At 76.0% G+C, this 21,598-nt stretch carries 20 protein-coding genes and 2 tRNA genes; 7 read left to right on the top strand and 15 right to left on the bottom strand.

Translation table 11 applies throughout. The features are described 5' to 3' along the window. Nucleotides 1-155 precede the first annotated feature (155 nt). Nucleotides 156-785, top strand: a complete 630-nt coding sequence (locus E5225_RS11280) for a mycothiol-dependent nitroreductase Rv2466c family protein (protein ID WP_135972676.1) — start codon at nt 156-158, stop codon at nt 783-785. After that, nucleotides 785-1,321: a hypothetical protein gene (locus E5225_RS11275; protein WP_135972677.1), complete on the top strand. Its 537-nt coding sequence runs from the start codon at nt 785-787 to the stop codon at nt 1,319-1,321. The genes E5225_RS11280 and E5225_RS11275 overlap by 1 nt, the downstream gene beginning before the upstream one ends. A 65-nt stretch (nt 1,322-1,386) precedes the next feature. On the opposite strand, the gene E5225_RS11270 is transcribed toward E5225_RS11275, so the two are convergent. Continuing rightward, the gene (locus tag E5225_RS11270) at nt 1,387-3,384 is read right to left on the bottom strand and encodes a M13 family metallopeptidase (RefSeq protein WP_135972678.1); all 1,998 of its coding nucleotides are present in this window, start codon (nt 3,382-3,384) and stop codon (nt 1,387-1,389) included. A 59-nt stretch (nt 3,385-3,443) separates the two neighbouring features. Here E5225_RS11270 and E5225_RS11265 point away from each other — a divergent pair, with 59 nt between their 5' ends. Then, nucleotides 3,444-3,896 carry a ribose-5-phosphate isomerase gene (locus E5225_RS11265; RefSeq protein ID WP_135972679.1) on the top strand — a complete coding sequence of 151 codons (453 nt, stop codon included), beginning with the start codon at nt 3,444-3,446 and terminating at the stop codon, nt 3,894-3,896. A 39-nt stretch (nt 3,897-3,935) separates the two neighbouring features. Here E5225_RS11265 and E5225_RS11260 read toward each other — a convergent pair whose 3' ends face one another. Then, entirely contained in the window at nt 3,936-5,189 is a 1,254-nt protein-coding gene (locus E5225_RS11260; protein WP_135972680.1) for a GNAT family N-acetyltransferase, read from the bottom strand. A 99-nt stretch (nt 5,190-5,288) separates the two neighbouring features. Between E5225_RS11260 and E5225_RS11255 the strand changes: the two genes are divergently transcribed. Then, entirely contained in the window at nt 5,289-6,374 is a 1,086-nt protein-coding gene (locus tag E5225_RS11255) for a PP2C family protein-serine/threonine phosphatase (protein ID WP_243738132.1), read from the top strand. 2 nt (nt 6,375-6,376) lie between these two features. Then, nucleotides 6,377-6,706 carry an MGMT family protein gene (locus E5225_RS11250; protein ID WP_135972726.1) on the top strand — a complete coding sequence of 110 codons (330 nt, stop codon included), beginning with the start codon at nt 6,377-6,379 and terminating at the stop codon, nt 6,704-6,706. Nucleotides 6,707-6,731: 25 nt separating this feature from the next. On the opposite strand, the gene E5225_RS11245 is transcribed toward E5225_RS11250, so the two are convergent. From E5225_RS11245 to E5225_RS11185, 13 genes are all read right to left on the bottom strand, one after another. Further along, complete coding sequence (locus E5225_RS11245; RefSeq protein WP_135972681.1) at nt 6,732-7,217, bottom strand: CoA-binding protein; 486 nt, start codon at nt 7,215-7,217, stop codon at nt 6,732-6,734. Beyond that, nucleotides 7,214-8,632: an O-acetylhomoserine aminocarboxypropyltransferase/cysteine synthase family protein gene (locus E5225_RS11240; RefSeq protein ID WP_135972682.1), complete on the bottom strand. Its 1,419-nt coding sequence runs from the start codon at nt 8,630-8,632 to the stop codon at nt 7,214-7,216. The genes E5225_RS11245 and E5225_RS11240 overlap by 4 nt, the downstream gene beginning before the upstream one ends. 70 nt (nt 8,633-8,702) lie before the next feature. Continuing rightward, nucleotides 8,703-10,760 carry an acetate--CoA ligase gene (gene acs, locus E5225_RS11235; protein WP_135972683.1) on the bottom strand — a complete coding sequence of 686 codons (2,058 nt, stop codon included), beginning with the start codon at nt 10,758-10,760 and terminating at the stop codon, nt 8,703-8,705. Next, nucleotides 10,757-11,662: an ABC transporter permease gene (locus E5225_RS11230; RefSeq protein WP_135972684.1), complete on the bottom strand. Its 906-nt coding sequence runs from the start codon at nt 11,660-11,662 to the stop codon at nt 10,757-10,759. The genes acs and E5225_RS11230 overlap by 4 nt, the downstream gene beginning before the upstream one ends. 68 nt (nt 11,663-11,730) lie before the next feature. Continuing rightward, nucleotides 11,731-12,795, bottom strand: a complete 1,065-nt coding sequence (locus E5225_RS11225) for an aliphatic sulfonate ABC transporter substrate-binding protein (protein WP_135972685.1) — start codon at nt 12,793-12,795, stop codon at nt 11,731-11,733. 58 nt (nt 12,796-12,853) lie between these two features. Further along, nucleotides 12,854-13,702, bottom strand: coding sequence for an ABC transporter ATP-binding protein (locus E5225_RS11220; protein WP_135972686.1), 849 nt, complete (start codon nt 13,700-13,702; stop codon nt 12,854-12,856). Nucleotides 13,703-14,058: 356 nt separating this feature from the next. Next, nucleotides 14,059-15,150 (bottom strand): LLM class F420-dependent oxidoreductase, encoded by a 1,092-nt coding sequence (locus E5225_RS11215; RefSeq protein ID WP_135972687.1) that lies wholly within the window; start codon nt 15,148-15,150, stop codon nt 14,059-14,061. Nucleotides 15,151-15,208: 58 nt separating this feature from the next. Further along, nucleotides 15,209-16,216, bottom strand: a complete 1,008-nt coding sequence (locus E5225_RS11210) for a DUF1648 domain-containing protein (protein WP_135972688.1) — start codon at nt 16,214-16,216, stop codon at nt 15,209-15,211. Then, the gene (locus E5225_RS11205; RefSeq protein ID WP_135972689.1) at nt 16,213-16,566 is read right to left on the bottom strand and encodes a GntR family transcriptional regulator; all 354 of its coding nucleotides are present in this window, start codon (nt 16,564-16,566) and stop codon (nt 16,213-16,215) included. Before E5225_RS11205 ends, E5225_RS11210 begins: the two co-directional genes overlap by 4 nt. Nucleotides 16,567-16,716: 150 nt before the next feature. Next, nucleotides 16,717-17,301 carry a serine O-acetyltransferase EpsC gene (gene epsC, locus E5225_RS11200; RefSeq protein ID WP_135972690.1) on the bottom strand — a complete coding sequence of 195 codons (585 nt, stop codon included), beginning with the start codon at nt 17,299-17,301 and terminating at the stop codon, nt 16,717-16,719. Nucleotides 17,302-17,387: 86 nt separating this feature from the next. Then, nucleotides 17,388-18,323 (bottom strand): cysteine synthase A, encoded by a 936-nt coding sequence (gene cysK / locus E5225_RS11195; protein ID WP_135972691.1) that lies wholly within the window; start codon nt 18,321-18,323, stop codon nt 17,388-17,390. A gap of 479 nt (nt 18,324-18,802) precedes the next feature. After that, on the bottom strand, nt 18,803-19,450 hold the full coding sequence (locus tag E5225_RS11190) for an SGNH/GDSL hydrolase family protein (RefSeq protein ID WP_135972692.1): 648 nt from the start codon (nt 19,448-19,450) through the stop codon (nt 18,803-18,805). A 134-nt stretch (nt 19,451-19,584) separates the two neighbouring features. Continuing rightward, nucleotides 19,585-19,655: transfer RNA gene (locus E5225_RS11185), tRNA-Gly, on the bottom strand. 163 nt (nt 19,656-19,818) lie between these two features. On the opposite strand from E5225_RS11185, the gene E5225_RS11180 reads away from it, so the two are divergent. Both E5225_RS11180 and tig read left to right on the top strand, forming a co-directional pair. Further along, nucleotides 19,819-19,895 (top strand) — tRNA-Pro (locus E5225_RS11180). A gap of 274 nt (nt 19,896-20,169) precedes the next feature. Further along, nucleotides 20,170-21,564: a trigger factor gene (tig, locus tag E5225_RS11175; RefSeq protein ID WP_135972693.1), complete on the top strand. Its 1,395-nt coding sequence runs from the start codon at nt 20,170-20,172 to the stop codon at nt 21,562-21,564. Nucleotides 21,565-21,598 lie beyond the last annotated feature (34 nt).

Here is a 21,598-nt window from a genome sequence, read left to right as displayed (position 1 = left end):
ACGTGCGCCCCGCCGGGCCGGGTTCCCCGGCTCCGACCGGCGGTACCTCCCGTCGCGCCGGTTTCGCGGCTCCTGGCCCGGTGTGATGGGCTTGCCCCCGCGCGACGCCGGCGCCCCGCCCGAGGGCGCCCGTCGCCCCGTCGGAAGGAGTGCCCGTGCCCGTCGTCGACTTCTGGTTCGACCCCGCCTGCCCGTGGGCGTGGATGACGTCGCGGTGGATGGACGAGGTCACGCGCGTGCGCGACGTCGACGTCCGCTGGCACGTCATGAGCCTGTCGGTCCTCAACGAGGGACGCGACCTGCCCGAGGAGTACCGCCGCTCGATGGACGCGGCGTGGGGCCCGGTGCGCGTGCTCGTCGCTGCCGCGCGCGACCACGGCGACGAGGTGCTCAAGCCGCTGTACGACGCGATGGGCACGCGCCGCCACCCCGGGGGTCGGCACGACACCGACGCGATCGTCGCGGAGTCGCTCGCCGAGGTCGGTCTGCCGGCGTCCCTCGCGGACGTCGCCGGCACGCAGGACGTGGACGACCTGCTGCGCGCGTCGCACGCCCGCGCGATCGAGATCGTCGGGGACGACGTCGGCACGCCGGTCGTGGCGATCGACGGCGTCGGCTTCTTCGGCCCCGTCATCACCCCCGCGCCGAAGGGCGAGGACGCGGGCCGCCTGTTCGACGGCCTCGCGCTGGTCACGAGCGTGCCCGGCTTCTACGAGCTCAAGCGCACCCGAACCGTCGGGCCGATCCTCACCGACGGGGACGCGGCGGCCGCGCGGGTCTCCTGATGGCCGGGCGCGGGTTCGCCGGGCTCACTCCCGGCATGAAGGCGTTCCTCGCGGTGGACGCCGTCCTCGTCGTGCTGCTCGTGCTGCTGTTCGTCGTCGTCCAGCGCGGTGGGGACGACGGGGACGCCGGCGCGGCGGCCACGCCGACCCCGAGCGGTACCGCGGCCCCGGCGCCCGAGGCGACGCCGGCCGAGGCGGTCGCGTTCGCGCTGCCGAGCGGCAACATCGCGTGCGACATGAGCGCCGGTGGCGTCGAGTGCCGGATCGCGAGCTTCACGTACGCCGCGCCCGAGGTGGCCGGCTGCGAGGGCGCGACGGGCAACGTCGTGCGCCTGGACGCGCAGGGCTTCGCGTTCGTGTGCGTCGAGGGCGACCCGCCGGCCACGGCCGGGGCGGACGTCCCGGTGCTCGAGTACGGGTCGCAGGAGACGGCCGGCGAGTACACGTGCCGGTCCGGCACCGACGGCGTCACCTGCTCCGGGGCCGGCGGCGTGGGCTTCCGCCTCGCGCGGGCCGACTGGACCGAGCTGCCCTGACGGCCACGGCCTGACGTGCCCGGCCGGTGCCGCCCCCCTCGGGGTGACGGCACCGGCCGGTGCCGTCACCAGATGTGCACGCGGTCCGCGGGGTCGAGCCAGAGCGCGTCGCCGGGCTGCACGTCGAACGCCGCGTAGAACTCGTCGATGTTGCGCACGACCCCGTTGCAGCGGAACTCGTCCGGCGCGTGCGGGTCGATCGCGAGGCGGCGGACGACCTCCTCGTCGCGGCCCTTCGTGCGCCAGGACTGGGCCCAGCCGAGGAACACGCGCTGCAGGCCCGTGTACCCGTCCAGCACCGGCGCCTCCTCCAGCGGCCGGCCGAGCGCGATGCGGTAGGCCGTGATGGCGATCGCGAGGCCGCCGAGGTCGCCGATGTTCTCGCCGACGGTGAGCTCGCCGTTGACGTGGTGGCTGCCGCCGAGCTGCGCGGGGGAGTACGCCGAGTACTGGTCGACCAGCGCCTTCGTGCGGCGCTCGAACTCCGCCCGGTCCTCCGCGGTCCACCAGTCCTCGAGCCGGCCGTCGCCGTCGTACTTGGACCCCTGGTCGTCGAAGCCGTGGCCGATCTCGTGGCCGATGACCGCGCCGATGCCGCCGAAGTTCACGGCGTCGTCCGCGTCGGCGTCGAAGAACGGCGGCTGCAGGATCGCGGCGGGGAAGACGATCTCGTTCATGCCGGGGTTGTAGTAGGCGTTGACCGTCTGCGGCGTCATGAACCACTCGTCGCGGTCGATCGGCTTCCCGATCTTGGCGAGCTCGCGGTCCTGCTCGAACGCGTTCGCGCGCCGGACGTTGCCGACCAGGTCGTCGGCGCGGACCTCGAGCGCCGAGTAGTCGCGCCACCGCACCGGGTACCCGATCTTCGGCGTGAACGCGTCGAGCTTGGCGAGCGCCTTGGCGCGGGTCTCCTCGCCCATCCAGTCGAGGCGGGAGATCGACTCGCGGTACGCCTCGACGAGGTGCGCGACCAGGGCGTCCATGCGCTCCTTGTGCGTGGGCGGGAAGTGCCGCTCGACGTACACCTTGCCGACCGCCTCGCCGAGCGCGCCCTGCACGAGGCCGACGCCGCGCTTCCAGCGGTCGCGGATCTCCTGCGTGCCGGTCAGCGTGCGCCCGTAGAAGTCGAAGTTCGCCTGCACGAGCTCGTCGGTCAGGTACGGGGCGCGCGACGACGCCGCGTGGTACGTCGCCCACGCCTGCCAGTCGGCGAGCGGCACGTCGGTCCACGCCTGCGCGAACGCCTCCGCGAACGACGGCTCCCGCACGACGAGCCGGTCGAGCGCGCCCTCCGGTGCGCCGAGCGCCGCGGCCCACGCGCGCCAGTCGAAGCCCGGTGCGCGGTCCGCGAGCTCGGCGAGCGTCATGGCGTTGTACGTGAGGTCCGCGTCGCGGTCCTTCACGACGTCCCAGTGGTCCGCCGCGAGGCGGGTCTCGAGCGCGACGACGCGCGCGGCCAGCTCCTCGGGGTCGCCGGCCGCGACGACGCCCGAGACGTCGCGCACGAGGCCGAGCACGCGCGCGACGTGCGGCGCGTAGGCCCCGCGCACGGCCGCGTGCTGCTCCTCGCGGTAGTACGCCTCGTCGGGCAGCCCGAGGCCGCCCTGCACGAGGTGCACGACGTAGGTCTCGGGGTCCTTCGCGTCGTTGTCGACGTAGAACTCCACGACGCCGGCGGCACCGGTGCGCTGCAGCTCACCGAGCGCGTCGGTCAGCTCGGCGGCCGACGTCGCCCCGTCGACGAGCGCGAGGTCGGTGCGCAGCGGCTCCAGGCCGGCCGCCTCGACCGCGCCGGTGTCCATGAAGCTCGCGTACAGCGCGCCGATCTTCGCCTCGACGCCGCCGGCGTCGGCGGCGTCGAGGGCGGTCCGGGCGGCGTCCGTGATGATGTCGCGGACCTGGCGCTCCGCCTCGTCGTAGAGGGCGCGGAACGTGCCGTCCATGGCGCGGTCCGGCGGGATGACGTGCGCCGCGGCCCAGCGGCCGTTCACGTGCGCGTACAGGTCGTCCTGGGGGCGCGCGGCCGGGTCCAGGTCCTCCAGGGGAAGTCCGCTGCGGGTCATGCGCGACAGCCTACGGACGCGTGCGGCTCGGGGCCCGCAGCCTGCGGCAGGATGAGCGCATGCGCATCCACGTCGCCGCCGACCACGCCGGGTACGAGCTCAAGGTCGCGCTCGTCGAGCACCTGCGCGCCGCCGACCACGAGGTCGTGGACCACGGCGCGCACGAGTACGACCCCCAGGACGACTACCCGCCCTTCTGCACCGCGGCGGGGGAGGCCGTCGTCGCGGACCCCGGCTCGCTGGGCGTCGTGATCGGCGGCTCGGGCAACGGCGAGCAGATCGCCGCCAACAAGGTGGTCGGCGTGCGCGCCGCACTCGCCTGGAACGCCGAGACGGCGCGCCTGGGCCGCCAGCACAACGACGCGAACGTCGTGGCCATCGGTGCGCGCCAGCACCCGGTCGACGAGGCGCTGGCCCTCGTGGACGCGTTCCTCGCGGAGCCCTTCAGCGGGGACCCGCGTCACCAGCGCCGGATCGACGAGCTCGCCGCGTACGAGCGCTCGCGCGCCTGACGTCCGGGCGACCCGCCGCGACCCGCCTCGCGCCGGACGTCAGAAGATCCAGCTGCACACCGGCGCGACCGGCCACGCGAACGCGGCCGCCACGGCGGCGACGTCGGCGCCCCCGCGCACCTGCACGAGGCCCGCGGCGGCCTGTGCGGCGAGCGAGCGCCCGCCGAGGTACAGCGCGCCGAGCTCGCGCACGTCGAGCGTGACGTCCGGCTCGGCGCCGGTGCGGGTGACCTCGGCGGCGCCCGACGCGCCTGCGACGAGGCGCCAGCGGCCGGCGTTGGCGGGCAGCAGCGCGTCGCGCACGTCGAGCACCACGTCGACGGGCGCCGCGTACCGCCGGGCGGCGAGCGCGACCGGCAGGTCGAGCACGCGCACCCACACGTTGTCCTCGAGGCGGGTCCGCGCCGGGCGCGGGTCGACGAGCAGGTGGGTGAGGGGGTCGTCGACGGGCAGCATCGGCGTCTCGACCGTCGCGGTGAGGTCGAGGTCCAGCAGGAACGACCAGAGCCGGTGCGTGGCCGCCGCGTCGAGCGCGAGCAGCTGGCGCACGCGCACGACGAACGCGGGCCCGGTCGGCTCCCACGCGGCCTTGCGCGCGAACGTCGCGGCGCCCCGCACCGCACCCGTCGCGTCGGTGACGGTCGCGACGAGCAGCGGCTCGGCACCGTCGCGCCACGGCGGCGGGTCCGCCAGCGCCCGCACGCGCAGCGCCGGCGTGGTCCGCGTCGCCCAGCCGGGCCGGGCGGCGGCGACCCGCTCGTGCAGGTCGTGGACGAGGGCGCCGTGCCGGGTCTCGTCGGCGGCCTCGAGGCGGACGACGAGGTCGGCGCTGCCCGGGACGGCACGCAGCGCGGCGCCCCGGGGGAGCGTCATGCGCAGGTTGTCGGCCGCGCACCCGTAGCCGAACCGGCCGTAGATCACAGGCTCCGAGGCGAACAGCGCCGAGACGACCTCGCCCCGCTCCAGCGCGCGGTCGAGGTGCGCGCGGACCATCGCGCGCAGCAGGCCGCGCCGCCGGTGGTCCGGCCGCACGCCCACCCAGGTCAGGCCGGCGCACGGCACGGCGCCGCCGGGCACCGGCAGCCGGAACGGGAAGGACCCGTGCACCGCGGCGAACTCGCCGTCGGGGGCCTCGACCGCGACCATGCGGTCGTCGGGCACGGCGAACGGGACGACGTCGTCGACCGCGGGGTCGGCCGGCACGACGAAGGCGAGCCGGTCGACTGCCACGAACTCGTCCTGGCGCTGGGCCGGCACCTGCAGGAGGCGGTACCCGTCGGGGAGGGTGCTCATGACGCCATCGTGGAGCAGGTGGCGCCGGTGCGGCACCTGCATTCGCGCCACGCTCCCCGGCGGCCACGCCGGCCCCGCGTGACCCGTAGCCTCGGCACCGTGAGAGCCGACCGGGACAGGGACGCCGCGTCCGCGCGCGTGCGCCGCGGGCTGCGGCGCGTCCGCGCGCTCGGCACGCAGGGGGTGCTCACGGCCGTCTTCCTGGTCCTGGCGTTCGCGCTCGCGGCCGGCGTCGAGCGCGACCCGCGGTGGTTCTCGCCGTCCGTGTTCGTGCTCCTGCTCCTGGTCGCCACGTCGGTGCTGCGCTGGCGGACGCTGGTGGTCGTCGTGGCCGCGGTGCTGGTCCTGGCGACGGCCCTCGCGCTCGCCGCCGTGCCGACGCTCACGCCGGGCGCCGTCGTCGTGCTCCTGCTGGCCTGCGCCGCGGTGCTCGTGTTCGCGTGGGAGCGCGAGCGGCTCGGCCTGCAGGGCGCGCCGGGCGCGCTCATGCTGGTGGACCTGCGCGACCGGCTCTCCGCGGGCGGGCGCGTGCCGCCCCTGCCCGTGGGCTGGCACGTGGACGTCGAGGTCCGCTCCGCCCACGGCGCCGGGTTCTCGGGCGACTTCGTGGTCACGCGCCTCGCCGAGGGGCACCGCCTCGAGATCGCGCTCGTGGACGTGTCGGGCAAGGGGCAGGCGGCGGGCGTGCGGTCCCTGCAGCTGTCGGGTGCGCTCGGCGGGCTGCTGGGCGCCATGTCGCCCCCGCGGTTCCTGCCCGCGGCCAACGACTACCTGCTCGACCAGCGCTGGGACGAGGGCTTCGCCACCGCGGTGCACCTCGCCGTCGACCTGCGCACCGGTGGCTGGTCGGTCGCGTCGGCGGGTCACCCGCCCCCGATCCGGCTGGACGCGGCGTCCGGCCGGCTGGAGCTGCTCACCACCGCGGCCGGTCCCGCGCTCGGCGTGGTCGACGCGATCCGCCCGGAGGTGCGCACGGGCACGTTCGCGCGCGGTGACGCGATCGTCCTGTACACCGACGGGCTCGTGGAGTCGCCGGGCCGCGACGTCGACCAGGGCATCGACCGGCTGCTGGGCGTCGTGGAGCAGGTCGTGTCCGCGCGCGGCGGCAGCGCGTCCGCCGTCCTCGCGGGCGCTCGGGCGGCCGAGGACGACGACCGTGCGGTCGTGGTGGTCCGGCGGCGGTGAGCGTGGACGACGCGTACGTGGCCGAGGTGCTCGCCGTCGTCGCCGCCGTGCCGCCGGGGCGCGCCATCACGTACGGCCTCGTCGCCGAGGTCGTCGCCGACCGTGCGCTGGCGGCGGGCCGGCCGGTCCGCGGCGGGCCCCGGCAGGTCGGCCGGGTGCTCGCCCGGGCCGACGCCGACGTGCCCTGGTGGCGCGTCGTGACCGCGGCCGGCTCGCCGCCGGCCCACCACCTCGGCCGCGCGCTCGCGCACCTGCGCGCCGAGGGCACCCCGCTCACGCCGGACGGCACGCGGGTGCGGCTGCGCGCGGCCGTGTGGTTCCCGCAGGAGTGAGCGGGGCGGGACCCGCCGACGCCGGTCAGCCGAGCGCGCGGCGCGAGCTGACGACCCCCGTGTCGAAGCCGGCCAGGTGCAGCCCCCCGTGGAACCGGGCGTGCTCGATCTTCACGCAGCGGTCCATCACCACCTGCAGGCCCGCCTCCTCGCCCCCGCGCGCGACGTCCTCGTGCCACGACCCGAGCTGCAGCCACAGCGTGCGCGCGCCGACCGCGACCGTCTCGTCCAGCACGGTCGGCAGGTCGTCGTGGCGGCGGAACACGTCGACGAGGTCCGGCACGACCGGCAGGGCGTCGAGCGACGGGTACACCGGCCGCCCGAGGATCTCGGTCGCGCGGGGGTTGACGAAGTACACGTCGTACGGCGAGCTCGACAGCAGGTAGGTCGAGACGAAGTACGACGCACGCGCCGGGTTGGCCGACGCGCCGACGATCGCGACCGAGCGGGTGCCGCGCAGGATCTGCAGGCGCTCCGGGGCGCTCGGCCCCTGCCACGTGCGCGCGCTCACCGGGCCACCGCCGTCGCCGCGGGTGCCGTCGCGTGGGGTGCCGTCGGGTGGGGTGCCGTCGGGTGGGGTGCCGTCGCGTCGGGCGCCGTCGCGACCGGGGTGCCGGACCGGTCGAGCCCGGTCGCGAGAGTGAGCGCCTGGTCGATGTCCCACACGATGTCGTCGGCGTCCTCGAGGCCGACGCTGATGCGCACGAGGTCCTCGGGGACGCCCGCCGTGCGGAGCTGGTCGGCCGACAGCTGCTGGTGCGTCGTCGAGCCGGGGTGGATGACGAGGGTGCGGGCGTCGCCCACGTTGGCGAGGTGGCTGGCGAGCTGCAGCCCCTCGATGAACCGGCGGCCGACCTCGCGGCCGGACAGCTGTGCGGTCGCCCGCAGCCCGAACGCGAACACCGAGCCGGGACCGAGCGGGAGGTACTCCTGCGCACGCGCGTGGTGGGGGTGCGACGGCAGGCCCGCCCACAGCACGTACGCCACGCGCGGGTCGGGCTCGAGCCACTCGGCGACGACCCGCGCGTTCACGAGGTGCGCGTCGAGGCGCTGCGGGAGCGTCTCGACGCCCTGCAGCAGCTGGAACGCCGACTGCGGCGCGAGCGCCGGGCCGATGTCGCGCAGCTGCTCGGACCGCAGCTTGGTGAGGAACCCGTACTCGCCGAAGTTCTCCCACCACCGCACGCCCCCGTACGACGCGACGGGCTCCGTCATCTGCGGGAACTTCCCGTTGCCCCAGTCGAACCGGCCGGACTCGACGACGACGCCGCCGAGCGTCGTGCCGTGCCCGCCGAGGAACTTGGTGGCCGAGTGGATCACGATGTCGGCGCCGTGCTCGATGGGCCGGATCAGGTAGGGGGTGGTGAGGGTGGAGTCGACCACGAGCGGGACGCCGGCGGCGTGCGCGACGTCGGCCAGCCCGCGCAGGTCCGCGACGTCGCCGGAGGGGTTCGCGACGACCTCGGTGTACACGACCTTGGTCTCGGGGCGGATCGCCGCGGCGTAGTCGGCCGGGTCGGTGCCCGCCACGAACGTCGTCTCGACGCCGAACCGCCGCAGCGTCACGTCGAGCTGCGTCACGGTGCCGCCGTACAGCTGCGCCGACGCGACGACGTGGTCGCCGGCGCCGAGCAGCGCGGCGAACGTGATGAACTCCGCCGCCATGCCGGACGACGTCGCGACCGCGCCGATCCCGCCCTCGAGCGAGGCGATGCGCTCCTCGAGGGCGGCGACGGTGGGGTTGCCGATGCGGGAGTAGATGTTCCCGTACTTCTGCAGGGCGAACAGGTTCGCGGCGTCGGCGGTGTCCTGGAAGACGAAGGACGTCGTCTGGTAGATCGGCACGGCCCGGGCCCCGGTCGCGGCGTCGGGGATGCCGCCGGCGTGCAGGGCGCGGGTGCGGAAGCCGAAGCGGTGCTCGCTCACGGTGCTCCTCGGGGGACGGTTCGGGCGGTGCGGGACGGTCGCGCAGGCTCGGTGGGGCGGGGTCGGGTCACTACGGGGTCGTGCGCAGTCCGGCGGCGGCCACGAGCGCGGCCACCTGGTCCACCGCCCAGGGGTTCTGCAGCGACGTCGTGTCGCCCAGGGGGGTGCCGTCGACGAGCTGCGCGAGCAGCCGCCGCATGATCTTGCCGGACCGGGTCTTGGGCACCTCGGGGACGACCAGCACGTGACGCGGCCGGGCCACGGGCCCGATCGCGGCGGAGACGTGCGCGCGCAGCGCGTCCCGCAGCTCACCGGTGGCGGCGAGCCACGCGGCGTGGTCGTCGACCGGTCCGGGGGGCGTGGTCGGCACCACGAACGCCGCGACGGCCTGGCCGGTCACCGGGTCCGCCCCCCCGGCCACGCCGGCCTCGCCGACGGCCGGGTGGGCGACGAGCGCGGACTCCACCTCGATGGTCGACAGCCGGTGGCCCGAGACGTTGACGACGTCGTCGATGCGGCCGAGCAGCCACACGTACCCGTCCTCGTCGTAGGACGCGCCGTCGCCGGCGAGGAAGTAGGCGCCCGCGGGCCCGTGGCCGGCGAACCGCCGCCAGTACGCGTCGAGGTACCGCTGCGGGTCGCGCCACACGGTCCGGGCCATCCCGGGCCAGGGCCGCTCGACGACGAGGTAGCCGCCCTCGCCGGGGCCGACCTCGACGCCCGCGTCGTCGACGACCTTGGCGGCGATCCCCGGCAGCGGCCGCGTCGCCGACCCCGGCTTGAGGGTCGTGACCCCGGGCAGCGGCGCGATCATCGCGGCGCCCGTCTCCGACTGCCACCAGGTGTCGACGACCGGCGCGCGGTCGGCGCCGAACGTGCGCCGGAACCACACCCACGCCTCGGGGTTGACCGCCTCGCCGACGGTGCCGAGCAGGCGGATGGTCGACAGGTCGTGGGGCACGCCGTCCGCGCGGACCGGGAGGTCGTCGCCGAACCAGGTCATGAACGTCCGGATCAGCGTCGGCGCGGTGTAGTACGTCGTGACGCCGTACCGCTCGATCACCTCGAGGTGCCGGGCCCGGTGCGGGGCGTCCGGGACGCCCTCGTAGATGACCTGCGTCGCGCCGTTCGCGAGCGGCCCGTAGAGCACGTACGTGTGCGCCGTGACCCACGCGAGGTCGGCGGTGCACCAGTGCACGTCGTCCGGCTTGTGGTCGAAGGCCGCCCAGTGCGACCAGGCGGCGTGCGTCAGGTACCCGCCGGAGGTGTGCACGAGGCCCTTGGGCCTGCCCGTGGTGCCCGAGGTGTAGATGACGAACAGCGGGTGCTCGGCGTCGAACGACTCGGCCTCGTGCACGTCCGGTGCGGTGTCGACGACGTCGTGCCACCAGACGTCGCGCCCGTCGGTCCAGGGCACGTCCTGCCCGGTGCGGCGCACGACGAGCACGTGCTCGACGTGGTCGAGGCCCGCGACGGCCGCGTCGGCGGTGGACTTCACCTCCACGTCGGTGCCGCGCCGCACCTGGCCGTCGCTCGTGACCAGCAGCTTCGCGCCCGTGTCCTGCACGCGGAACCGCAGCGCCTCGGCGGAGAACCCCCCGAACACGAGCGAGTGCACCGCGCCGACGCGCGCGATCGCGAGCGTCACGACCACCGTCTCGGCGAGCACCGGCAGGTAGACGACGACGCGGTCGCCCGGTCCGATCCCCAGCGCCGTCAGCGCGTTCGCCGCACGGGACACCTCGCGCTGCAGGTCGGCGTAGGTCAGGGTGCGCCGGTCGCCGCGCTCGCCCTCGACGTGCAGCGCGACGACGTCCCCGCGCCCCGCGTCGACGTGCCGGTCCACGCAGTTGACGGCGACGTTGAGCCGCCCGCCGAGGAACCACCGCGCCTCGGGCACCGTGAGCGCGTCGTCCCCGCCGCCGGGCGCGGGGACCGGGGGTGCCCACGTGTGCGCGGTGTGCCATGGCGCGTCCCACCGCAGCCGGCGCGCCGCGTCCTCCCAGAACGCCACGGGGTCGGCGTCCGCCCGCTCCCACGCGTCGGGACCGACGTTCGCGGCCGCCGCGAGGTCCGCGGGCGGCGCGTAGGTGCGGGTCTCGGTCTGCAGGGCCGTGATCGTGCTCATGCGTACCTCCGCAGCAGGGTCCGCTCGCCCAGGGCGACGAGGGAGTCGGACAGCTTGCCGAGCAGCGCGAGCAGCACGATCGCGAGCAGGATGCGGTCGACGCGGCCGTTCTGCTGGGAGTCGTTGAGCAGGAAGCCGAGGCCCATCGACGACGCGATGAGCTCGGCCGCGACGAGGAACAGCCACGCCTGCGCGAGCGCGAGCCGCAGCCCGGCCAGCACCGAGGGCAGCACGGCGGGCAGCTGCACCCTCTGCAGGAGCCGCACGCCGCGCAGGCCGAACGCACGGCCCGCCTCCACGAGCTGCGGGTCCACGTGGCGGAGCGCGGCCGCGACGGTGGTGTAGACCGGGAAGAACGCGCCGATCGCGATGAGCGTCACCTTCGACTCCTCACCGATCTTCAGCCACAGGATGAGGAGCGGCACCCACGCGAGCGACGGCACCGCGCGCACCGCGCCGAGCAGCGGCGCGAGGAGCACGTCGGCGGCCCGGGACAGGCCGACGAGCGACCCCAGGACCAGCCCGACGCCCGCGCCGACGACGAACCCGACGAGCACGCGCTGCACCGAGATCGCCACGTGCGTCTGCAGGTCGCCGCGCGCGAGCAGGTCCCCGGCCGCGCCCCACACCGCCGCGGGCGCGGGGAGCTGGTAGGGCGGGACGAGGCCGCCCGTCGTCACGGCGTGCCAGACCGCGAGCAGCAGCACCGGCAGCAGCGCGCCGCCGACCACGCGCACGACCGGGCGCGACCAGAAGCCGCGCGGGCGCGCCGCGGGCGCCGGCCCGGCCGCGGGCACCGCGTCGGCGCCGCGTGCGGCGTCGAACGGGTTCAGCGCGCGCAGCGGCCGGCCGGCCCGGTCGGTGACGGGGCCGGCGCCGACGCCGGCGACGTGCTCGGACATGACTGCTCCCGGGGGACGAGGAGGGGGTAGGTGCCGCGGCGCCCCGCCGGGGGGCGCCGCGGTGGGGGTCAGCCGTCGACGCGGGCCGGGTCGGCGTCCTGGGCGTACGTGGGCTCGAAGAGCTCGTCGAGCGCGCGGTCGATGTCGTCCTGGCTCGCCACGTCGCCGGACTCGACGAAGATGGGCCCGACGACCTCGAGCACCTCGCGCTGCGCGTCGCCCGGGACCGGGTCGACCGCGAGGTTCGTGCGCTCCCCGATGACGCGGGCGGCGACGGCGGGGTCGATGCCGGCCACCTCGGCGAGGATCGCGACGACCTCGTCCGGGTTCTCCTGGGCCCAGGCGCGCGCCTTCTCGTAGGTGTCGACGACGACCTGCGCCACGTCGGGGCTGGTCTCGAGGAACTCCTCCGTCGCGTTGAGGAACCCGTAGGAGTTGAAGTCGACGTTGCGGTAGATCAGCTGCGTGCCGGACTCGGCCTCGCTCGCGGCCATGATCGGGTCGAGCCCGGACCACGCCGCGACGGAGCCCTGCTCCAGCGCGGTGCGGCCGTCGGCGTGCTGGAGGTTCTGCACCTCGACCTGGTCGAGCGGCACGCCCGCCTCGCCGAGCGCCTGCAGCAGGAAGAAGTAGGGGTCGGTGCCCTTGGTCGCGGCGACGGACGTGCCGGCGAGGTCCGCGACCGACGTGATGTCGGAGCCGGCCGGCACGACGATCGCCGCCCACTCCGGCTGGGAGTAGATGTCGATCGTGCGGATCGGCGAGCCGTTGGACCGCGCGAGCAGCGCGGCCGAGCCGGCCGTCGAGCCGACGTCGACCGCACCGGCGCGCAGGGCCTCGTTCGCCTTGTTCGAGCCGGCGGACTGCACCCAGGTGACGGTGACGTCGTCGCCCAGCGTCTCCTCGAGCCAGCCCTGCTCCTTGATGACCAGGCTGAGCGGGTTGTACGTGGCGAAGTCGATGTCGAGCGTGTCGGTGCTCCAGCCGGCGTCGTCGCTCGACGCGGCGGTCGGGTCGGCGGCCGCCGGGGCCGAGCCCTCGCCGGGCACGCAGCCCGCCAGCGCCAGGGCGGTCGCCAGGGCGAGGGCGGTGGCGGCGGCGGGCCGGTGCAGGTCCGTGGTGCGCAGGGTCATCGGTGGTCCTTCGGGGAGCCCGGCCGGGCGGCCGGGGGAGGGGAGGGGGTGGGGTGGGTCAGATCGAGTGGTGGCCGTCGGCGTCGGCGGCGCGGACGTGGTGCGTCGCGACGCCGAGGCCCTCGAGGAGCTCGGCGCGCAGCTCCGCGAGGCGCTGGTCGGCGCGGTCGCGGGGGCGGCTGCCCGGCACGTCGATCACGCGTGCGACGCTCGGCTCGTCGTCCGGCCCGGCGCCGAGCGACCGCAGCAGCAGCACGCGGTCGGCGAGGTAGAGCGCCTCCTCGACGTCGTGGGTGACCAGGACGACCGTCGCCGGCTCGGCGGCGTGCACGTCGAGCAGCAGGTCCTGCATGCGCAGGCGGGTGAGCGCGTCGAGCGCGCCGAACGGCTCGTCGAGCAGGAGCACGCCGGGGTTGCGGGCGAGCGCGCGCGCCAGCGACGCGCGCTGGGCCATGCCGCCGGAGACCTGCCGCGGCCGCAGCCGGGCCGACTCCTCGAGCCCCACCAGCCGCAGCAGCTCCGCGACGCGGGCGCGACCGGCGTCCTTGGGCGTGCCCGCCGGCAGCCCGAGCGCGACGTTCTGCGCCAGCGTGCGCCACGGCAGCAGGCGGGGCTCCTGGAACGCCACGGCGGTGCGGCGGTCGATGCCCGTCACGGGCGTGCCGTCGAGCAGCACGCGGCCCCCGTCGGGTGTGTCCAGCCCGCTGACCTGGCGCAGGAGCGTCGACTTGCCGCAGCCGGACGGGCCGACGAGGGCGACGATCTCGCCCGCGTCCAGCTCGACGTCGACGGCGCGCAGGACGGGCCGCGCGCCGGAGGGCGTCGCGAACGTGCGGTGCACGTCCTGCAGCACGACGCCGTGCGCGGGGCGGTCGGCGCGCGGGCGGGCCGGGGTGGTGAGGGCCATGGGGACGTCCCGGGGGGCAGGGCGCGGGCGTCCGGGGGGCCGGGCACCCGCGAGGGGCGGGCACCGGCGGAGACCCGCGGGGGCGGGTCGGCGCGCTGGGGGTCAGCGGGCGCCGGTGCGGGGCGTGCGGCAGCACGACCGACAGCACCGGCACATGACGGTCGCGGAGGAGGTGAGCGCGCGGGTGGCGGTCATCGCGTCCTCCTTCGTCCGTCGGTGGCTTCTCACATCATGAGACGCGGTGACCACGTCTCGGACGCACTCTAGCCAGACCTCCGCCACGGCGGCAATGCACGTCCGTCCTCCGGGCGCGCGGAACGAGGCGGACGGCCCCCGCCGCCGCCGGACCTCCTGGCTCAGCCCGCGGACGGCCCCGCGTCGGGGCGTGCGGGCGCGGCGGCGTCGGCGCCGCTCTCCGCCCACAGGTCGGCGAGCCGCGGCAGCGTGCGCGCGTCCGCCTGGGCGAGCACGGTCGTCACGGCCGTCTCCCGCCAGGTGGGCAGCTGGGCCCGCACGTCGTGCTCCGTGCCGACCAGCGCGACGTCCCGCACGAGCTCGGTCGGCACGGCGGCGGCCGCGCGGGCCCGGTCGCCCGCCAGGAAGTGCGCCTGGACCTCGTCGCAGGCCTCGGCGTAGCCGAGGCGGTCCAGGACGTCGCGGTGGAAGTTCGCGCCCTTGGCTCCCATGCCGCCCGCGTACAGCGCGACGAACGGCCGCACGACGTCGGCGGCCTCCTCGACGGACCCCGCGAGCACGACCGGCACGGTCGCGACCACCTCGAACGCGGCGGCGGGCCGCAGTGCAGGGGACCGCCGCGCGAAGCCGTCCGCGAGCCGCGTGCGGTACTCGGCGTCCATGCGCGGGGAGTAGAAGAGCGGCAGCCAGCCGTCCGCGACCTCGGCCGCGAGCGCGACGTTCTTCGGCCCCTCGGCGGCCAGGTGGATCGGGAGGTCGGCGCGCAGCGGGTGCACCGTGGACCGCAGGGCCTTGCCGAGGCCGGCACCCTCGTCGGCCGGCAACGGGAGGCGGTAGAACTCGCCGTCGAACCGGACGGGCGCCTCGCGGGCCAGGACCTGCCGGACGACGGCGACGTACTCGCGCGTGCGGGCGAGCGGCCGGGGGTACGGCTGCCCGTACCACCCCTCGACGACCTGCGGCCCGGACGCACCGAGCCCGAGCACGAACCGTCCGCCCGAGAGGTGGTCGAGCGTGAGGGCCGCCATCGCGGTGGCGGTGGGGGTGCGTGCGGACATCTGCGCGATCGCGGTGCCGAGCCGGACGCGGCGCGTGCCGGCGCCCCACCACGCCAGCGGGGTGAAGGCGTCCGACCCGTACGCCTCGGCCGTCCACACCGAGTCGAGGCCGAGCGCGTCGGCGGCGTGGACCGCCTCGCGCGCGCCGGGCGGCGGACCCGCCGACCAGTAGCCCGTGTGGTAGCCCAGCCGCATCCGTGGTCCTCCGTCGCCGTCGACGCACCGCCCGTCCGCCGGCGCACGAGCGGCCACGCTACTCGGGGGCAGCGCTCCGGGACCGGTCGGCCAGCGTGTTGAGCAGCGCCGCGCCCGTCGCGGCGTCGTCGACCGTCACGACCACGACGCGGTCCCCGCTGCGGTGCACCTCGACGGCCTCGCCCCGGCGCAGCACGACGCCGACGCGGCCGCCGAGGCTGATGCGGTAGCCCCAGCCGCCGAAGTCGCGCAGGGGGTGCACGTCGACGACGCGCGCCGCCTCGACCTCCTCGAGCGGGACGTGCAGCGCCGGCCAGCCGAGCGCCGACCGTGCGGTGAGGCCGTGCGCGTCGACCCGGACGCGGAACACCGTCATGCAGCCCAGGAGGGCGACGAGGGCGGCGACCAGCGCCAGGAGCCCGGGGGTCCGGGTCGCGAGGGCGGCGCCGGTGACCAGCACGACGGCGGTGCCGCCGATCACGATCCCCGGCCGGCCGGTGGCCGTCCGTGTCCACGCGGCGCGCTCGTGCGCGGCGAGCGGGACGCGGGGGGCCGCGGGGTCCACCCCGCCGCCCGCGGGCAGCGGGGTGTCACCCGGCGTGGCCCAGGCGGCGAGGCACCCGGCGAGGAGGCCCACGGCGACCATGGCGGCGACGGTCGCGCCGACGCCGCCCGCGTCCCGGGCGTCGGCGAGCCCGCGCTGCGCGTGCAGCGTGCCCAGGAGCACCGTGGCGAGGGCGGCGGCCACCCCGGTGGCCAGGCCCGCAGACATCCGGCGCGCGGTGACCTGGCGGTCGACCGCCAGGGCGAGCGCGGTGGCGGCGGCGGCCAGCACCAGCGTGACCACTGTTGTGCCGACCACGAGTCCGGTGACGGAGCCGAACCCGTCGGGGCCCGAGGGGCCCCAGTGCGTCGCGACGGGGGAGGGCAGCTCCGGCGCCCACGACAGGGCGACCACCGCGGCGGCCGCGGCGATCACGAGCGGGGCGACGGCGCACAGCAGCACCGACGCGAGGCGGTGCGTGGTCGGCCGGGCGTCGGTGGCGAGGGTGCGGCCGGCGGTCATCGCAGGGCCTCCTTGACGAGGGTGGTCACGGTCTCGGGTGCGACGCCGAGCCGCCGGGCGACCTGGGCCACCCGGCCGACGGCGTCGTGCAGCTCGTCCCAGTCGCCGCCCGCGCGGGCCGCGACGACCGCCCCGCGTCCGCGGTGCAGCTCGATCACGCCCTCGTCGCGCAGGTCCTGGTAGGCGTGCAGCACGGTGTGCAGGTTGACGTCCAGGGCGGCGGCGAGCTCGCGGGCCGACGGCAGCCGCTCGCCCGCGCGCAGGTCGCCGCGCGCCACGCCGGAGCGGACCTGGTCGGCGAGCTGCGCGTACAGCGGCTCGCCGGAGGCGGTGTCGATGCGGAAGAGCACGGTGCCAGTCTAGTAGTTACGCAACATCTATAACAACCCTGGTGCGGCCGCGCCGGGACGACGACGTGCACCCCGGCCCGGGCAGGGCCCGGCGAGGTGAACCGCCCGTCGCCGCCGACGGGCAGGGCGACGCCCGAGCGACGTGGTGCGTCAGATGAAGATCGCGGGGTCGTCGACCTCGGCGTCGAACGGCGCCGCGAGCGGCCGGCGCCGCACCTGCGCGGGCACGCCGACGGCGATCGCACCGGCCGGGACGTCCGTGATGACGACCGCGTTCGCGCCGACCTGCGCACCGTCGCCGATCCACACCGGCCCGAGCACCTTCGCGCCCGCGCCGACGACCACGCGGTCACCGAGCGTGGGGTGGCGCTTGCCGCGCCGCATGGCCTTGCCGCCGAGCGTCGAGCCGTGGAACAGGACGACGTCGTCCCCGACCTCGGCCGTCTCGCCGATCACCACGCCCATGCCGTGGTCGATGAACAGGCGCGCGCCGATGCGTGCGGCGGGGTGGATCTCGACGCCCGTCGCGGCACGTGCCGCCTGCGAGAGGAGCCGCGCGGGCAGCCGCAGCGGCACCACCTGCCACATGCGGTGCGCCAGCCGGTACACCCAGATCGCGTGCACGCCCGGGTAGCCGAGCGCCACCTCGAGGAGCGAGCGCGCCGCGGGGTCGTGACCGTGCGCCGCGTCGAGGTCGTCGCGCAGCACGCGCAGGAAGTCGGTCAGGTGTCGCATGGGGTAGCTCCGTCGGCGGGGGTCGCGTGGGGACGCGGGATGACGACGCCCGGCCGCCGTGGTGGGACGGCGGCCGGGCGGCGGTGTCAGTCGAGCAGGTCGGCGTAGAGCACCGAGGTGAGGTAGCGCTCGCCGAACGAGGGGATGATCGTGACGATCAGCTTCCCGGCGTTCTCGGGGCGCTTGGCCAGCTCCACCGCCGCGTACAGCGCCGCGCCGGACGAGATGCCCACGAGCAGGCCCTCCTCGCGCGCCGCGCGGCGCGCCCAGGCGACGGCCGTCTCCGCGTCGACGTCGAGGATCTCGTCGTAGATCGAGGTGTCGAGGATGTCGGGCACGAAGTTCGCGCCGATGCCCTGGATCTTGTGCGGGCCCGGCGCGCCGCCGTTGAGGATCGGCGACTCGGCCGGCTCGACGCCGACGACCTGCACGCCCGGCTTGCGCTCCTTGAGCACCTGGCCGACGCCCGTGATGGTGCCGCCCGTGCCGATGCCGGCGACGAGGATGTCGATCTCGCCGTCCGTGTCGGCCCAGATCTCCTCGGCCGTGGTGCGCCGGTGCACCTCGGGGTTGGCCTCGTTGGCGAACTGGCGGGCCAGGATCGCGCCCGGCCGCTCCGCGACGATCTCGGTCGCCCGGTTGACGGCCCCCTTCATGCCCTCGGAGCCCGGCGTGAGGATGAGCTCGGCGCCGAACGCGCGCAGCAGCGCGCGGCGCTCCTTCGACATCGTCTCGGGCATGGTCAGCACGACGTCGTAGCCGCGGGCCGCGCCGACGAACGCGAGCGCGATGCCCGTGTTGCCGGAGGTGGCCTCGACGATCGTGCCGCCCGGCTTCAGCTCACCGGACCGCTCGGCCGCGTCGACGATCGCGACGCCGATGCGGTCCTTGACCGAGTTGGCGGGGTTGTAGAACTCGAGCTTGCCGACGACCGTGGCGCCGGCACCCTCCGTGAGCTTGTTGATGCGAACCAGCGGGGTGTTGCCGACGAGCGCGGTCGCGTCCTCGTAGATGCGTGCCATGGTTCCTCTTCGGTCGGGGCCGCCGCGGGCGGCAGTGGGGGACGGTGCGGGGCTGCGGTCGCGGGGGCCGCGACGGGTGGTGCGGGGTGCGGGCCGCGCGCCGGTCGGTCCCATCGTGCGGGAGGAACGGGCGGGGTGCCGGACGACGGCCTGCCGGGGCGAGCGCTGGCGCACGGGGTGGTGCGGGTGCGGGTGCGCGCCGTGGGGCGCGCGGGCAGCCAGCGCTCTACCGACAGCGACAGCACGCCGTGCGGGCGCGCAGGACGGGGGCGGCGGCGGCGTGGTGCGCGCTCATCGCTCTCCTCGTCGGTCGGGGCGCGGCGCGTGGGCCCGCCCCCCGGTGTCGTGGCGTGTGACCGGTGCACGAGGCGCCGGTCGGCCCGACCGTAGCGGGCGCAGGGCGCCCCCGCAAAGGTCGTCCGCGGATCGACGCCCGCGCGGCGTGCCCGGCGCGGGCCGCGCCGGACGTGTCGTGCGGGTCAGGCGGCGCCGGGCAGGGCGCCGACCGCGCTCAGCCACGCCTCGGCGAGCAGGCCGTGCCCGGCGGGCGTCGGGTGCACGCCGTCGTACGCCCACCGCTCCGGCGAGGTGCGCACGGCGGCCGCCGCGACCAGGCCGTCGGCGGGCACGAGCACCGCGCGCAGCTCGGCCGCGACCCGGCGCACGACGGCGATGCGCGGGTCCAGGTCCGCGCGCCACAGGTGCTGCTCGGGCGTCACGGGGACCACGAACGGCTCGATCAGCACGAGCCGGGCGTCGAGGCGCTCCCGCGCCGAGGTGAGGACGGCGCGCAGGTGCTCCTCGTACTCCTCGGCCGTCGTCACCGTGCCGCCCGCGAACCGCCGCCACGTGTCGTTGACGCCGATCAGCACCGACACGACGGTCGGCTCGAGCGCGAGGCCGTCGACGTCCCAGCGCTCGCGCAGCAGCCGCGCCGTGTCGCCCCCGACGCCGCGGTTGAGGAACTCCAGGTCGTGCTCCGGCAGCCGGGCACCGGCCAGCGCGGCAACGACGCCGGCGTACCCGTGGCCGAGGCTCGTCGGGTCGTCGCGGTCGCGCCCCCACTCGGTGATGGAGTCGCCGGTCAGGAGCACGCGGTCGCCGGGGCGCAGGAACGTCGTCGTCACGGGCGCTACCTCAGCACGCGCGGGCCGCAGACGGAAACGGGGGCGGAGCCGCGGACCGGGGGCGGCGCGCGCGGGCGTCGTGGCGCGGTGGGCAGGACGGACGGTGCGGGTTCGGGCACCGGGACGGGCGTCGGAGCGGACGACGGGAATCGAACCCGCGTAGCCAGTTTGGAAGACTGGGGCTCTACCATTGAGCTACGTCCGCGCAGGTCCGCCGCGTCGCCGTGCCCGCACCTGTGACGTGCAGCGGGACCGGCGGCCCTCGGACCGCGGCACCCAGGGTAGCGGGTGCCACCGGGCGCGACGCGCACGGGCGGGCGCACCGAGGCGGGTCCACCGTCGTCGGCAGGGCGCCGGACGTGCGCCCACGGGATGTGGCGCAGGTTGGTAGCGCGTCCGCTTTGGGAGCGGAAGGTCGCGGGTTCGAATCCCGCCATCCCGACCACGGCCCGGCCACGGCCCGACCATGGACCGACCACGGCGCCGACGCCGGACCACGCCAGGCGTGCCGCCCGGCGGTCGCCGGCCCCGCTTTGGGGCCGATCGGCGCGGTGACGTAGCATCGAGGGTCGCGAGTGCGCCGGTGCTGTGCTGCTCTGCCAGCTGCGCGCTGCCGCCCGCGACACCAGCGCCCGAACCGCGCGCCCAACCGGCGCGCCGACCGTGCCAGCCCGTCGGACCCGCCGGCGCATGGCCATGACCAGTGGGAGACCATCGAAGTGAAGAGCGCCGTCGAGACCCTGGATCCGACCAAGGTCAAGCTGACCGTCGAGGTGACGTACGACGAGCTCAAGCCGAGCATCGACCACGCGTACAAGCACATCGCGGAGCAGGTGACGGTGCCGGGCTTCCGCAAGGGCAAGGTGCCGCCGCGCATCATCGACCAGCGCGTGGGTCGCCCCGCCGTGCTGGAGCACGCGATCAACGAGGGCCTGTCCGGCTTCTACGCCGAGGCCGTGCGCGAGAACGAGCTGCGCCCGCTGGGCCAGCCGGACGTGCAGGTGACGAAGGTCCCCGGCCTGTCCGCCGCGCCGCAGGGCGAGGACGGCGAGCTGCACTTCACCGCCGAGGTCGAGGTGCGCCCGGAGATCACGCTGCCCGCGCTCGACGGCCTGTCGGTCACGGTCGACGACGTCGCCGTGGACGACGAGGACGTCACGGGCCGCCTGGACGCGCTGCGCGAGCGCTTCGGCTCGCTGGTCGGTGTCGACCGCCCCGCCGTCGAGGGGGACTACGTCGTCCTCGACCTGACCGCGACGATCGGCGACGAGCAGGTCGACCAGGTCTCCGGCGTGAGCTACCAGATCGGCTCCGGCAACATGCTGGAGGGCCTCGACGAGGCGCTCACCGGCCTGTCGTCGGGCGAGTCCACGACGTTCGAGACGGCGCTCGCCGGCGGCGAGCGCGCGGGCGAGCAGGCGCAGGTCTCCGTGACCGCGACGGCCGTCAAGGAGCGCCAGCTGCCCGACGCCGACGACGAGTTCGCGCAGCTCGCGAGCGAGTTCGACACGTTGGACGAGCTCACGGCCGACCTGCGCGAGCAGGCCGCCCGCATCAAGGCGTCCAACCAGGCCGTGCAGGCCCGCGACCTGCTGCTCGAGCAGCTCGTCGAGGCCGTCGAGATCCCCGTGCCGTCGGGCGTCGTCGAGGCCGAGGTGCACCGCCACCTCGAGGGCGAGGGCCGCCTGGAGGACGACGAGCACCGTGCCGAGGTGACGGAGCAGGCGCAGACCGCGCTGCGCAACCAGATCCTCCTCGACACGCTCGCCGAGCAGCTCGGGGTCAAGGTGGGCCAGGGCGAGCTCATCGACTACCTCGTGAACGCGTCCCGCCAGTACGGCATGGACCCGAACACGTTCATCCGCACGCTGGACGAGCAGGGCCAGATCCCGGCGATGGTCGCGGAGGTCGCCCGCTCCAAGGCCCTGGCCGTCGCCCTGCGCCGCATCACCGTCACCGAGCAGTCGGGTGCCACGGTGGACCTGTCGGAGTTCATCGGCTCCGACGAGGACGACGCAGCGGTCGAGCAGGCCGAGACCGAGGCGGGCGCCGCCGAGGACGCGCAGGCGCAGCCCGTCGCCGACGAGGCCGGCGAGCAGGACGCCAAGGCCTGAGCACCACCGCACGCAGCCGACGGCCCCGCGACAC

Source organism: Cellulomonas shaoxiangyii, from assembly GCF_004798685.1.
In the GTDB taxonomy this organism is placed as follows: Bacteria; Actinomycetota; Actinomycetes; order Actinomycetales; family Cellulomonadaceae; genus Cellulomonas; species Cellulomonas shaoxiangyii.
This window is presented reverse-complemented; position numbering and strand designations above follow the sequence as displayed.